The sequence below is a fragment of the Amycolatopsis sp. NPDC006131 genome, from assembly GCF_040614175.1.
GTDB lineage: Bacteria > Actinomycetota > Actinomycetes > Mycobacteriales > Pseudonocardiaceae > Amycolatopsis_E > Amycolatopsis_E tucumanensis.
The window spans coordinates 1-13,118 of record NZ_JBEXTX010000159.1 but is presented as its reverse complement, the minus strand read 5'-3'; the positions used below and the strand labels follow the sequence as shown (position 1 = coordinate 13,118).

Below are 13,118 nucleotides of genomic sequence, written 5' to 3'. Positions count from 1 at the left end.
TCGCGTTTTGACCGGTTTGACCGGCCACGATTCACGCCACGATCCACTCGCAGTGGTCGCCGTCGAGCTGCGGGAAGGCGGCGCGCACCTCGGGTCGGCCCAGCTGTGGTACTGCGTCGGCACCACCGACACCACCTGGACGTCCACTCCGGACTCGTCCATCAGGGACAGCCGGGTGGCCACGTCGGTGAGCCGGGGCCGCCGCCGCGCCGCCTGGTCCGCGCTGACCGCGGCGGACGCGGTGCCCGCGCGGCGCAGCTCCAGCTCGTTGTGGTCGCGGTAGCCGGGCCGTCCGGCGGCCAGTGCCTCGACGTCGTCCAGCCAGACGTGCGCGTGCACGTCCACAGTGGGCGGTCGGCTGTTCATCGGTGAGCCTCCAGGGAAGAGCGGGGACCCTGCCGATTCTTCGGCCGCGGGCATTCCGAAGGAAGCCAATACTTCCGATGCCGGTTATGGACGGACTCTATGCGTCCGGCCGCAGTCCGGTCAGGCAGCGCCGCATCCAGGCGTGGCCGGGATCGTCGTCGTGGATCGGGTGCCACCAGAACGCCTCGACGAGCGGGATCGCGTCGAACGGGCACTCCAGGATCCGCAGTCCGGGCACGTCCGCGACCAGCGCGGCGACTCGTTCCTGCAGCAGCGCGATCGCGTCGCACGCGCGGACGAGCTGTGGCATGGCCAGGAACGACTCGGCCGTGGCGCACACCCGGGGCACCACGCCGAGCATCTCCATCTGCCGCCAGGCGGGCGCCCGGCCCAGCGGGTCGCCGAACGTCGCCACCCAGGGCAGCTCCCGCAGGTGGTCCATCGTCAGCCGGTCGCCGATCCGCGTGTTGGCCGCGGACGCCACGCACACCCAGCGGTCGGTGTAGAGGTCGATGTTGCGGGGCAGGTCGAGGTAGCCGTGCGGCATCAGCACGCCGTCGACCGTGCGGTAGAACTCGTCCTTGCGGCTGATGGATTCCGGGGTGACCGGCACGAACCGGATGCGCGCGCCGGGCGCCTCCCGCGCGACGCGCGCCACCAGGAGCCCGCCGACGACGCTGATGCCGTTGTCGGAGGACACGATGGTGAACTCGCGGCTCGTCTCGCCCGGGTCGAACTCGGCCTCGGCGCTGAACACGCGCTCGACGGCGGCCACGGCCACCCCGGTCAGCGGGCGCAGCTGCTCGGCGAACCGGGTGAGCACGTAGTGGTTGCCGGACCGCGTCAGCAGGTCGTCGCCGAAGTGCCGGCGCAGCCGGGCGAGCGCGCTGGACAGGGTGGGCTGGCTGCGGCCGAGGCGGATCGCCGCGCCGGTGACGCTGCGCTCGGCGAGCAGGGCGTGCAACGCGTGCAGCAGCGGCAGGTCCAGTCCGGACAGCCGCAGCTCGCCCTGGTCGGCAGGCTCCATCCCGGTTCCCTTCGCGCGATCGGCGGTCACCCCGGAATCGTAGGTCGCTCAGCTCCCGCGCCCGGCGGGCTCCGGCTGGGTGACGGCCGTGCGCCGGATGACGATCTCCCCGTCGGCCGTGGTCACCGCGACCGCGTAGAGGCCCGGCCGGTCGCCGTTGTACCTCAGCGGCAGCCCGGCCGCCTCCGGCCCGAGCCAGCCGACCATGTCCTCCCGGGTGCCGCCGACCTCCATCCACGCGATCCCCCGCGGCGTCACCGCGGACGGGCAGGGCTGCGCGGCCGGGTGCACGCTCAGGTCGGGGAGGTGGAAGACGTTGGGCAGGCCGCGGCTCCAGCACGACACGGTGTCCGGGGTGCGGGCGGGCGCGCTGAGGCTGCCGTCCGGCCGCTGCCGCAAGCCCGTTTCGATGATGCCGGTGCCCAGGCGCGCGGCGACGGCTTCGAGTTCGGCGCGGGTGTCCACCCGCAGGCACCAGCCGAGGTAGACGTCGCCGCCGCGGATCTGCTCGTAGAACCAGCGGTCGGAGGCGTTGTGCTCGGGCGAGTAGGCGTCGATGACGCTTTCCACCTCGATATACTGGTCCGGCCCGAGCGGGACGATCCGGTTGGCGATGCCCAGACCGGGGAACCAGCCGCCCTCGTACTGGCCCAGCCCGTGCGCGCGCTCACCGTCCTGGCCGGCCCCATCCGCGTGAAGGGGGCCTGATTCTCGCCACCGACCACGTTTCCCTGGTACCCGCAACCTGTACGAGGGCACTGAGCGGCTCTGCCCGGAGGCTGCCCACCGCCACCGCCGGGCCGGGCCGGAGGTGGCCGATGGGCAGTTGCCACATCAGCGACAGGCTGGCGTAGATGCCCGCGGTGAGCAGGACGGTGCCTATGAGGGTGACGACCAGGCCGTTGCCGTTGATCGCGACGAGCACGCCGACCGCGGCGAGCAGCGCGCCCGCCGCCGAGTGCCACACCCGTTCGGCGCGCCGGTCGGAGTGGCGCGCCCAGAAGAGTGCGACGCCGATCGCGGGCAGGTAGACGAGCGCGGTCACCAGGCCGGTCTGCACGAGGCTGAGCCGGGTGTCGTAGGACTCGGCGAAACCGGCGATGATCAGCGGCAGGAACGCGGTCAGCGCGGCGAACCCGACCCACAGCAGCCCGGTCGCGAAGGCGAAGGTGAGCAGCCGCGCGTCCCGCAGCCGCCCGGTGAGGTCGGCGAGCCGGATGCGCGGACGGCCGCCCTCGGGCGGGGGCACCTCGGCCAGCACCGCCGCGCGCTCCCGCGGGGTGAGCCAGCGCGCCTTCTCCGGCCGGTCGGTCAGCCACACCAGCACGAGCAGCCCGATCAGCACCGACGGCAGGCCCTCCAGGATGAACATCCACCGCCACCCGGTGAGCCCGCCCAGACCGTCGGTGCCCTGCAGGATCACCGCCGACAGCGGCGTGCCGATCACCGCGTACAACGGCAGGCTCGCGATCACGCTGATCAGCCCGCGCCTGGCCGGGGCGAACCAGTAGGTGAGGTAGAGCAGCATGCCGGGCAGGAACCCGGACTCGGCGGCGCCGAGCAGCACGCGCAGGGTGATCAGCGAGCCCTCGCCCTGCACGAACCCGGTGCAGGTGGCGACCGCGCCCCAGCACACCATCAGCAACGCCAGCCACCGGCGCGGGCCGACCCGCTGCAGCGCCAGGTTGCTCGGGATCTGCAGCGCGATGTAGCCGGCGGAGAAGATGCCGGTGGCGAAACCGAACGCGGCCGCGGACAGCCCCAGGTCGGCGTTCATGGTCAGGGCCGCGGTGCCGAGGTTGACCCGGTCCAGGAACGCGGCCGTGTACATCAGCAGGACGAGCGGGACCAGGCGCCACGCGACCTTGCGCAGCGCCCGGCGCCGGACCTCGGGCGGGACCGCCGTGCCGGCGGCCGCCGTCGTCACCCGTTCCGCCCGGTGACTTCGAGCGACGGCGCCCAGCGGGGGATCTCGCTGGTGCCGGAGGGCAGCCGGATGCTCTTGCTGTAGCCGAACTCGTGCAGGGTTTCCAGCGCGTGCTCGCGGCCGTAGCCGCTCGCGCCGACCCCGCCGAACGGGGTGCCGGTGAAGGCGCGGTTGTAGTTGTTGACGAACACCATCCCGGCGCGCAGGGCGCGGCTGACCCGCAGGGCGCGCTCGGAGTCGCGGGTGAACACCCCGGCGACCAGGCCGAAGTCGGTGCCGTTGGCGATGCTGACCGCCTCGGCCTCGTCCTGGAACGGGATCAGGGTGACGACCGGGCCGAAGATCTCCTCGGTGGCGATGCGCATGTCCCGCCGGACGCCGGTGAACAGGGTCGGCGGGACGTAGAAGCCGCCGGCCAGCCGCGGGTCGGCAGGCAGCGGCGCCTGGGCCGCGACCGTGGCGCCTTCGGCGATGCCGACGTCGATGTAGTCCAGGACCCGGCGGCGCTGGGCCTCGGTCACCATCGGGCCGACGTGGGTGCCGGGGTCCGCGCCGTCGCCGACCCGCAGCCGCGGCACGGCTTCGGCGTAGCGGCGCGCCACTTCGTCGTGGACGCCGGCCTGGACCAGGACCCGCGACGCGGCCGTGCACGCCTCGCCCTGGTTGAAGAACCCGCCTTCGATCGCCCACGGCAGGGCGCTGTCGAGGTCGGCGTCGTCGAAGACGATGAACGGGTTCTTGCCGCCGAGCTCCATCAGTGTCGGGGTGAGGTTGTCCGCGGCGGTCTTGATGACCGCGGACCCGGTGCTCGGCGCGCCTGTGAACGAGATCTTGCCGACGAGCTCGTGCGCGGCCAGCCGGGCCCCGATGCGGCCGGTGCCGGGCACGACGTGGACGACGTCGTTGGGCAGGATCGACTGGGCGATCTCCACGACGCGCAGCACCGACAGCGGCGCCTGCTCCGGTGGTTTGATCACCACCGCGTTGCCGACCGCGAGCGCGGGGGCCAGCTTGCCCGCCGCGTGCAGGGGCGGCCAGTTGAACGGCACGATCGCGGCGACCACCCCGTACGGTTCGAGGGTGGTGATGTCCAGCGTGCTGCCCGCGTCGCGGACCTGGTTCGGCATCGCCTCGCACAGGCTCGCGAACAGCTCGAAGATCGCGATGGCCGCCTCCAGGTCGAACTGGCGCGCCTGGGACAGCGGTTTGCCGTTGTCGGAGGTTTCCAGCGCCGCGATCTCGTCGGCGTTCTCGCGCACCGCCTGCGCGATCTTCCACAGCCAGCGGCCGCGTTCCCGCGGGCTGCGGGCCTTCCACGCGAAGTGCGCGTCGTAGGCCGCCTGGACGGCGAGGTCGGTCTCCTTGACCCCGGCGCCCTGCACGACCGCCACCGGTTCGCCGGTGGCCGGGTTCTCCACGGTGAACCGGTCGGCGTCGTCCGAAGAGGACCACCGGGTGCGGATCACGTCCCCTGGGCTGCTCGTTGTTGTCACGTCACGCTCCCATCTGGCTTCGTGCGACACATCGTGAGCCGTGCGCGATCCACAAGGAAGCCAATTCTGGCTATGCCGGAAATCGAGAGACTCTATGTGCGGAGGGTGCGGGCGGTCCGGGGAGGGTGGATGATGGCGGCACCATGCCGACCTGCTTCGACCATCCGCCCCGGGCCCTGTGCCGCGTCCAGGTGCGGCGCACCGGCAGCGGGCTGGTGCTGTCGGTGCACGGCGAAGTGGATCTCGAGGCGATGCCGGTGCTCGAGGACGCGCTGGCGACGGCGCTGCGCGAGGCGCCCGGGGTGCTGGTGGTGGACCTGACCGGGGTCGGTTTCCTGGCGGCCTGCGGTCTCCGGGCCCTGGTCGAGACGCACCTGCGCGGCGGCACACGGCTGCGGATCGTGGCGGACGGCATCTCCCGGCGGGTTCTCGAGCTGAGCGGGCTGACCGGCACGCTCGCTGTCTACACCGACATCGCGCACGCCGAGGCCGGCGTCGCCTGAGTTGCGGTTTTGGCGTCCGGCCAGCAGGGTGGTCGTCGGCGACCGTCTTGAGCAGACAGGACGGAGTTGGGGATGGTGACCACGCAGCCGATGTCGGAGATCTCGGAACCACCGCTGACGTTGGACCTCGAACCGGGCACCGTGCCGCCGCTGGTGGCGGTGCGGCGGTGGGCGGCCAGAGCGCTGTCGGATCTCGGGGAGGACCACCTCGTCGCTGTTCAGCTGGTCGCCACCGAGATCCTCACCAACGCCCACGAGCACGCGGGCGGCGCCGGGCAGCTGCGGCTGTGGCGGGAGCGCGACCCGTGCCGGATCCGCGTCGAGGTGGACGACCCCTCCCCGCGGCGACCGGAACTCCGCAGGCCGGACCCGGCCAGCCCGCGTGGCCGGGGCCTGGCGATGGTGGCCAAGCTGACCGAGGATTGGGGCAGCCGGCGCCGCGGCGACGGTGGGAAGACGGTGTGGGCGGCGATAGACTGCACGAGTTATCCGTGGGGCCGCTGCCCCTGAGGCCGGGCCAGGAAGGGCCCGCCGCCGCACCCCGGGCTGGCCTCCTGCCGTCGCACCATTTCGGTGATCCACCCCGTGAGCACCGCCAGCCGCTCGGCGATGCCGATGGCGCGGTTCCGGTGCTCCGGTGGGGGCGGTCCGGGCGACTCGGCCAGGCAACCGCGCCGCCGCCTCATCCCGGGCCGGCCGCGGTGCTCTCGTGCCGTCGCACCATTTCGGTGATCCACCCCGTGAGCACCGCCAGGCGCTCGGCGATCCCGATGGCCCGGTCCCGGTGCTCCGGTGGAGGCGGTCCGGGCGACTCGGCCAGGCAACCGCGCCGCCGCCTCATGCCGAGCTGGCCGCGGTGCCCTCCTGCCGTCGCACGATCTCCGTGATCCACGTCGGCGCGTAGGGGGATGTGCAGTTCGGTGGCGTGGGGTAGTCCTTGAGCACCTCCAGCCGCTCCCCGATGCCGATCGCCCGGTCCCGGTGCTCCGCGTGGGAGATCCCGATCTGCGCCAGGCAGTGGTTCATCGCCCACTGGAGGCGGTCCGGGGCGTCCTTCATCTCCGCCTCGATGACCTCCAGCAGCCTCCCCAGGTCGAGCCCCTCGGGCCGCTTCGCCACGCGGTCCGTCGTCAGCGCCCACCCGGCGCTCGCGACCACCGGGTCCGCGTCGGCGAGCCAGGACAGCCGCAGGTCCTCCGCGTGCGGGCTCTTCTTCACCACGTAGTTCACGAGCCAGTCGTGCACCTTCGGCGCCCGCGCCTCGCGCAGCATCGTGTCCAGCTCGGCGCGCTCGAACGCCTTCGGGCGGCAGATCAGCAGCGCCAGCAGCCGCGCGGCCGTGTCGCCCGTCGCCCACAGCTCGCGCGCCAGGTCCTGCTGCGTCTTCAGCCGCTTCGCGATCGCGCGCAGCTTGCCCAGGTTCACACCGTGGTCGTCACCGTGCTTCTCGTTGACCGCCCGCGCCTTCGGATCCTCCAGCGCGGCCAGCTCGGCCATCAGCTCCGCCACCATCACGCCACCCTACCGGCGCTGGTACACCCGGCGGCCCGCGAACCACGTCTCCTCGGCCCGCGTGCCGGCCAGCTGGTCGGCGGGCACGGCGAACGGATCGCGGTCGAGCACCACGAAATCGGCCGACTTGCCCGCCACCAGCGAACCGGTGACGTCGTCGACGCCCATCGCCCGAGCCGCGCCCAGCGTGTAGGCGTGCAGGGCCTCCTCGAGGGTGAGCGCCTGCTCCGGCCACAGCTCGCCGGGATGCGTGCCCGTCGGGTCGGCCCGCGTCACCAGTCCCTGGATGCCCGGCCACGGGTTCGGCGAGGGCACCACCGGCCAGTCCGAGCCGCCGGCGATCAGCACCCCGGCGTCGACCAGGTTCCGGTTCGGGTGCAGCTTCTCCGCACGCTCCCGCGGCACGCACGCGCAGATCGCGTCGAAGATGACGCCGGGGAACCACAGCGCGGGCGACAGGTCGGCGGTCACCCCGAGTTCGGCCAGGCGCGGCACGTCCTCCTCGGCGACGTACTGGCCGTGCGCGATGTGGAACTTCGCGTCATCGTGCCCGGCGGCGCGCACCGCGGCCACGGCGTCCAGCGTCATCCGCACCGACGCGTCCCCGGTGCAGTGGATCTTCGCCGACATCCCCTGCGCCGCCACCCGCAGCAGCCAGCCGGTCAGCTCGTCGGCGGTCATGGTGGTCTCGCCGCGCCAGGACGGGCCGTGCACGTCGTCGGGCAGGTACGGGCGCAGGAACGCGGCGGTCTTCGACGTCGGCACCCCGTCGAGGAAGATCTTGACGAAGTCCGGCCGGTGGTGGCCGCCGCGGTAGTCCTCCCGCAGGTCGATGAGGTCCTGCCCGAGCGGGTGGGTGCCGAAGATCTGGTCGTTGACCTGCAACGACGTCACCACCCACGCGTCCAGCCGCCCGGTGTCGTCGAGGTGCTTGAGCGCCCGCAGCATCGGCAGCGACGCGGCGGCGTCCTGGAAGGCGGTGATCCCGAACGAGTGCAGGATCTCGATGCCCCGCAGCGACGCCCGGGCGTCCTGCTCCACATCGGACGGTGCGGACGCCGCGTACGCCCGCTCGACGGGGATCAGGGCGGACTCGATGAGCAGCCCGCTGTCCGCCGAAATTCCCGCGCGTTCCAGCGCGGCGGAGGACACCCAGCGGTTGTGGCAGCTGTCGTCACGCAGCAGCACCGGCCGTCCGCCGCAGGCCTCGTCGAGCGCCGCCAGAGCGTCCGAAGTGGACAACTCGGGAATGAGCGTGCTGCCCCACCCGCCGCCGACCACCCACCCGTCCGGCGGCAGCTCCGCCGACCACTTCCGGATGGCGCTCAGCAGGCCGGGCAGGTCCTCGGTGCCGTCGAACTGCAGCTCGAACAGGTCGGCCCGGCCCGCGGTCAGGTGGTGGTTGTGGACGTCGGCGAGCGCGGGCATCAGGAACGCGCCGCCGTGGTCGACGACCTCGCCGTCGTGAGCCGCCAGCAGGTCCTCGCCGCCAGCCGCGGTGATCACCCCGTCGGTGACGACGAGGACCGAGGCCTCCGGCCGCGCCGGGTCGAGCGTGCGGATGCGGGCGTTGCGGTGGATCTGAACGGACACGGGAATTCCTCCACTCAGTCGCAGCAGTGTGATCCGCGGGCCCGCGGCACGTCGAGGGCGGGGTTGCGGTCGAAGAACCCGACCGGCTTGAGCTTGAAGCCGGTGTAGTCGACCGGCATGATCGGCCAGTCCTCCGGGCGGGGGAAGTGCGTGAGGCCGAAGGTGTGCCACACGACGAGGTCCTGCCCGTCGAGGTCGCGGTCACCGGCCACGTAGGCGGGCAGCCCGGCGCCGCCGGGGTGCTGGTTGACGAAGTCGCCTGCCGCGTAGCGCTGCGCCGGGTCGTAACGGGTGACCCACAGGTGCTTGGTGGCGAAGGTGGCGCGGGCGTGGATGGACGACGCGTCGTCGGCGAGCAGTTCCGGGTTGCCCTCCGGGACGAGCGCGTAGGCGACGGGATCGCCGAGCCGGTTGCGGGACTCCGGGTTGGTGATGTGCCAGACCCGGCCGCGGCGGTTGTCGGCGAGCCGCTGCGCTTCGGATTCCTTCCGCAGCGGCGTTTTGCGGAGTGTGAAGGCGTTGCCGCGCGGGTTGTCCGGCCCGATCGGCACCCGCTCCACGTCGACCTCTTCCACCAGGTTCGCGGTCCCGTCCACGGCCATGTCCAGCCGGGCGCTGAACAGGTGCTGGTGGTACGGGGCGCCGAGACCGGGTGCGAGTTCGGAGGCGTACGGGTAGCCCTTGCCGGGGTAGGCGGAGGTGAACACGACGCCGGTGGCCTTGGCCTCGCACTCGATGGTGCCGTCCAGGTAGAGGTACCAGTAGAAGCCGTAGTCGTAGTTGCCGATCGTGGTGAAGAACGAGATGACCATGCGGCGCTGGCGGCGGGTCTCCGCCGAGCCCGCCCAGAGGTCGGTGTGCTTCCAGAGGATCCCGTAGTCCTCCTCGTGCAGGCAGATCGCGTTGGGCAGGACGCGGGGGTGCCCGAACTCGTCGGCGATCACCGCGTCCAGGTAGGTGATCTCGCCGAGGCAGTCGCAGCCGAGTTCGAGCGCGTTGGCGTAGCGGCCGATGAGGTACTCGCCGGTGTCGAAGTAGTTCTGCCACGAGCGGATGGGGGAGGGGTCGGCGTAGGGCACGACCATCTCGGAGATCGAGGCGCGGCGCACGATCGGCCGGTCCCGGTCGCCGTCGCGGAACGAGATCTCGTGCAGGACAAGGCCTTCGCGGGCGTCGAACCCGATCCGCAGCGACCAGTTCTCCCACCGCAGCAGGTGCCCGTCGAGGGTGAAGCTGGGGCCGTCCGGTTGCGTGATCTCCAGCGGCTTCTGGCTGGTCCGAAGTGGACCGGTGACGGCCGGGTCGTCGAAGTTGCCCGGTTCGGCCGGGATAGGCACCGGGCCGAGGTCGATCACCCGGGTGACCTCGCTGGCCAGGACGTCGACGAACCCGACGAGCCCGTCGACCGGGTGCGCCCACGCATGGTCCGCCGGGTGCTCCTGCACGAACGCCAGACCGCGGAGGATGCGCCGCCCGGTCTCCTCCGGGTAGTCGAACACCCCGGCCGACAGCGGCGCGACCCGCACCTTCGCCACGTCCAGGTCGCGGGCGGCCAGCGCCGCCAGCCACCGCTCGTCCTTCGCGAGCACCTCTTCGACCAGCGCGAACTCCTCGTCCAGCACGGGCAGCTGCCCGTCCACGGCCGGGTTGAGCGCGCGCCGCGCGACGACGGACTCCGCGGTGAGCGACACCAGCACGTCCTGACCGCCGGTGACGTCGTGCAGGAGGACCCGCGCCACGCGATCGGGGCGGTCGGTGTCCCTGGCGGGTTCTTCGAGGCCCAGGTAGACGACCCGGGCGGTGCCGGGGAGGAGGCCGGCGTCGGCGAGGACGCGGCGGGCGGTGGTGATCTCGTCGGCCGTCAACGGGTCGAGCGGGTGCGGAGGCATCGTCGGGCTCCTTTTTTCTCCACGTGTAGACGAAAGGGTGAGGCATCTTCGCCGCGAACGCAAGAGCCCGTTACCGTGAAGGCATGCCGAAGCAGGTCGACCACGCCCAGCGCCGCGCGGAGATCGCCAACGCCGCGTGGCGGGTGATCGCCGAGCGCGGCATCGACGCGGCCACCATGCGGGCCATCGCCGACGAGATGGGTATGGCCAACGGCGCGCTCAAGCACTACTTCCCCGGCAAGAACGCCGTCATCCGCACGGCGTTCACCCGCGTGGTCGACAACACCGACGCCCGCGTGCGGGACCGGCTCGGCGACGCGACCGGGCTGGCCGCGCTCCGCGTGTTCTGCCACGAGGTCATGCCGGTCGAGGACGTCACCCGCCAGGAGGCCCGCGTCGTGCTGCCGTTCTGGCAGCGCGCGCTCGCCGACGCCGAACTGGAGTCGGTCTACGACGCCGCGATGGCCGCCTGGCGCGAGCGGATCGGCGGGTTCCTCCGCGAGGCCCGCGCCGCGGGCGAGGTCCGCACGCCCGTGCCGGACGAGGTCGTGGTCGAACAGCTGCTCGCCATGCTCAACGGGGTGCAGGCGCTGGCGCTGCTCACCCCGGGCACGACCACGCCGGAGCTGCAGCGCCAGATGATCGACGCCTTCCTGGACGGGCTGGCGTAGGGGAATCCTTCAGCGGGCGACGGGAAACACCCAATGTCGCCCGGATCCTCCCGTGATTAGCGTTTTCCAGCAACGCTGGCGAAATCACGGGAGGCGTTCGTGCCGCTGGACGAAGACCTGTTGCCCGAAGCGCGGAAATCGTATCGTTACCAGTGGTACGTGGTGGCGATCTGCATGCTCGCCTACGTGTTCTCGTTCGTCGACCGGCAGATCCTGTCGCTGATGATCGAGCCGATCAAGCGCGACCTGCACCTCACCGACACGCAGTTCAGCCTGCTCAACGGGCTGGCGTTCTCCCTGCTCTACTCGGTGATGGGCCTGCCCATCGCGATACTGGCGGACAAGCGCTCCCGCCCGCTGATCATCTCCATCGGGGTCGCGTTCTGGAGCCTGGCGACCGCGGCCTCCGGGCTGGCGAAGAACTTCGTGCACCTGTTCCTCGCGCGGATCGGCGTCGGCGTCGGCGAGGCCGCGTTGTCGCCCGCCGCGTATTCCATGTTCAGCGACATGTTCCCGAAGAGCAAGCTCGGGCGCGCCTACGGCATCTACTCGCTCGGTTCGTTCATCGGCGGTGCCGCCGCGTTCATCATCGGCGGGTACGTCATCAACCTGCTGAAGTCGGTGGACGCGGTCACGCTGCCGCTGCTCGGCGAGGTGCGCGCGTGGCAGCTCACGTTCCTGATCGTCGGGCTGCCCGGGATCGTCCTGGCGCTGCTGGTGTTCCTCACCGTGCGTGACCCGCGCCGCCGCGGGCTCCGGCGCGACGCCGACGGCGGCGTGCAGAAGGTCGCGCTGCGCCACGTGATCGGGTTCCTGTGGCGGCACCGCCGCACGTTCGCGGCGCACTACCTGGGGTTCTCGCTCTACGCGCTGGTGTTGCTGGGGATGATGGCCTGGACGCCGGCGTTCTACATCCGCGCGTTTTCACTGACCTCCACCCAGGCCGGCTACCTGCTCGGCGTGGTGGTGCTGGTGGCCAACGGCAGCGGCGTGCTCTTCGGCGGCTGGCTGGTCGACCGGCTGGCGCGGCGCGGCCACACCGACGCGGCCATGCGGGCCGGGGTTATCGGCGCGCTGGGCATGACCGTCCCGGTCGTCGCCTTCACGCAGGTCGGCCAGCTGTGGCTGTCGCTGGCGCTGCTGGCCGTCGCGATGTTCTTCGCCTCCTTCCCGATGCCGGCCTCCACGGCCGCCATGCAGGTGCTCAGCCCCAACCAGATGCGGGCCCAGGTGTCGGCGATCTTCCTGCTGATCTCGAACCTCATCGGGCTCGCGCTGGGCACCACGCTCGTCGCGCTGGTCACCGACCGGGTGTTCGGCGACCCGAAGATGGTCGGCTCGTCACTGTCCATTGTCTACGGTCTCGCGTCCGTGCTCACGGTGTTGCTGCTGTGGCGCGGGTGCCGGCACTTCCGGCGCAGCGTCGCGGCGGAGCGCGCGGCCGGGGAACCCGCCGCACAACCGGAAGGAGTCAGCTGAATGAGGATCGCAGTGCTGGGCGGTGGCCACGGGTGCTGGGCCGCGGCCGCGGAACTGACCGGGAACGGCCACGACGTGCGGTGGTGGCGCCGCGACGCCGCCGCACACCAGGCCCTCCGCGACGCCGGCGCGATGACCGTCCGCGACCACCGCGGCACCCGGCAGGTGCGGGTGGGCGAGCTGGTCACCGACCTCGCCGAGGCGGTGCGTGACGCCGCCCTGATCGTCATCCCGCTGCCCTCGACCACGCACGCCGACCTCGCCGCGCGGCTCGCCCCGCTGCTCACCGACGGCCAAGTGGTGTTCCTGCCGCCGGGCACGCTCGGGTCGGTCCTGTTCGGCAAGGCGCTGGCGGAGGCGGGCAACCCGGCCGACGTCGCGTTCGCCGAGACCGGCACGCTGCCCTACCTGGCCCGGCGGCACGGCGCCACCGAGGTGGTGATCAGTGGTTATGCGACCCGGCTGCCCACCGGGGTGTTCCCGGCGCGGCTGGCGGCCAAGGCGTTCGACGTGCTGCGCGCGGCCTATCCGAGCGTCGAGGAGAGCGAGGACGGCCTCAGCGGGGCTCTGATGCCGCGACGGTCATCGACGCGGCGCCGGAGATCGTGCTGACCACGGGGGAGAAGCTGCTCGACGTCCGCGCCCTCTTGGACGCCGC

The 13,118-nt window shown here is 72.0% G+C and carries 12 protein-coding genes and 1 pseudogene; 5 read left to right on the top strand and 8 right to left on the bottom strand.

From position 1 onward, the window contains the following. From ABZ215_RS40725 to ABZ215_RS40705, 5 genes and pseudogenes are all read right to left on the bottom strand, one after another. Positions 1-366, bottom strand: a pseudogene (locus ABZ215_RS40725) (hypothetical protein); the annotation flags it as partial. Positions 367-463: 97 nt separating this feature from the next. Further along, positions 464-1,423 (bottom strand): LysR family transcriptional regulator, encoded by a 960-nt coding sequence (locus tag ABZ215_RS40720; RefSeq protein WP_354956083.1) that lies wholly within the window; start codon positions 1,421-1,423, stop codon positions 464-466. Positions 1,424-1,441: 18 nt separating this feature from the next. After that, complete coding sequence (locus tag ABZ215_RS40715) at positions 1,442-2,152, bottom strand: VOC family protein (RefSeq protein WP_354956081.1); 711 nt, start codon at positions 2,150-2,152, stop codon at positions 1,442-1,444. Beyond that, positions 2,061-3,320 carry an MFS transporter gene (locus tag ABZ215_RS40710; RefSeq protein ID WP_354956079.1) on the bottom strand — a complete coding sequence of 420 codons (1,260 nt, stop codon included), beginning with the start codon at positions 3,318-3,320 and terminating at the stop codon, positions 2,061-2,063. Before ABZ215_RS40710 ends, ABZ215_RS40715 begins: the two co-directional genes overlap by 92 nt. Beyond that, on the bottom strand, positions 3,317-4,813 hold the full coding sequence (locus ABZ215_RS40705) for an aldehyde dehydrogenase family protein (protein WP_354956077.1): 1,497 nt from the start codon (positions 4,811-4,813) through the stop codon (positions 3,317-3,319). Before ABZ215_RS40705 ends, ABZ215_RS40710 begins: the two co-directional genes overlap by 4 nt. Before the next feature lie 143 nt (positions 4,814-4,956). Here ABZ215_RS40705 and ABZ215_RS40700 point away from each other — a divergent pair, with 143 nt between their 5' ends. Both ABZ215_RS40700 and ABZ215_RS40695 read left to right on the top strand, forming a co-directional pair. Continuing rightward, positions 4,957-5,316: an STAS domain-containing protein gene (locus ABZ215_RS40700; protein ID WP_354710466.1), complete on the top strand. Its 360-nt coding sequence runs from the start codon at positions 4,957-4,959 to the stop codon at positions 5,314-5,316. Between the two features lie 72 nt (positions 5,317-5,388). Further along, on the top strand, positions 5,389-5,826 hold the full coding sequence (locus tag ABZ215_RS40695) for an ATP-binding protein (RefSeq protein WP_354956075.1): 438 nt from the start codon (positions 5,389-5,391) through the stop codon (positions 5,824-5,826). Positions 5,827-6,153: 327 nt separating this feature from the next. On the opposite strand, the gene ABZ215_RS40690 is transcribed toward ABZ215_RS40695, so the two are convergent. From ABZ215_RS40690 to ABZ215_RS40680, 3 genes are read right to left on the bottom strand one after another with little or no spacing between them, the layout of a single operon-like run. Then, a complete protein-coding gene (locus ABZ215_RS40690) occupies positions 6,154-6,828 on the bottom strand; it encodes a DNA alkylation repair protein (RefSeq protein WP_354956073.1) in 675 nt (224 codons plus the stop codon). Between the two features lie 9 nt (positions 6,829-6,837). Beyond that, positions 6,838-8,421: an amidohydrolase gene (locus ABZ215_RS40685; protein ID WP_354956071.1), complete on the bottom strand. Its 1,584-nt coding sequence runs from the start codon at positions 8,419-8,421 to the stop codon at positions 6,838-6,840. A gap of 14 nt (positions 8,422-8,435) precedes the next feature. Continuing rightward, a complete protein-coding gene (locus ABZ215_RS40680) occupies positions 8,436-10,373 on the bottom strand; it encodes a primary-amine oxidase (RefSeq protein ID WP_354956069.1) in 1,938 nt (645 codons plus the stop codon). Positions 10,374-10,393: 20 nt separating this feature from the next. Between ABZ215_RS40680 and ABZ215_RS40675 the strand changes: the two genes are divergently transcribed. From ABZ215_RS40675 to ABZ215_RS40665, 3 genes are all read left to right on the top strand, one after another. Then, positions 10,394-10,981: a TetR/AcrR family transcriptional regulator gene (locus tag ABZ215_RS40675; protein ID WP_354956067.1), complete on the top strand. Its 588-nt coding sequence runs from the start codon at positions 10,394-10,396 to the stop codon at positions 10,979-10,981. 99 nt (positions 10,982-11,080) lie between these two features. Further along, on the top strand, positions 11,081-12,460 hold the full coding sequence (locus ABZ215_RS40670; RefSeq protein WP_354956065.1) for an MFS transporter: 1,380 nt from the start codon (positions 11,081-11,083) through the stop codon (positions 12,458-12,460). Beyond that, positions 12,461-13,072: a 2-dehydropantoate 2-reductase N-terminal domain-containing protein gene (locus ABZ215_RS40665; protein ID WP_354956063.1), complete on the top strand. Its 612-nt coding sequence runs from the start codon at positions 12,461-12,463 to the stop codon at positions 13,070-13,072. The last annotated feature ends 46 nt before the right edge of the window (positions 13,073-13,118 follow it).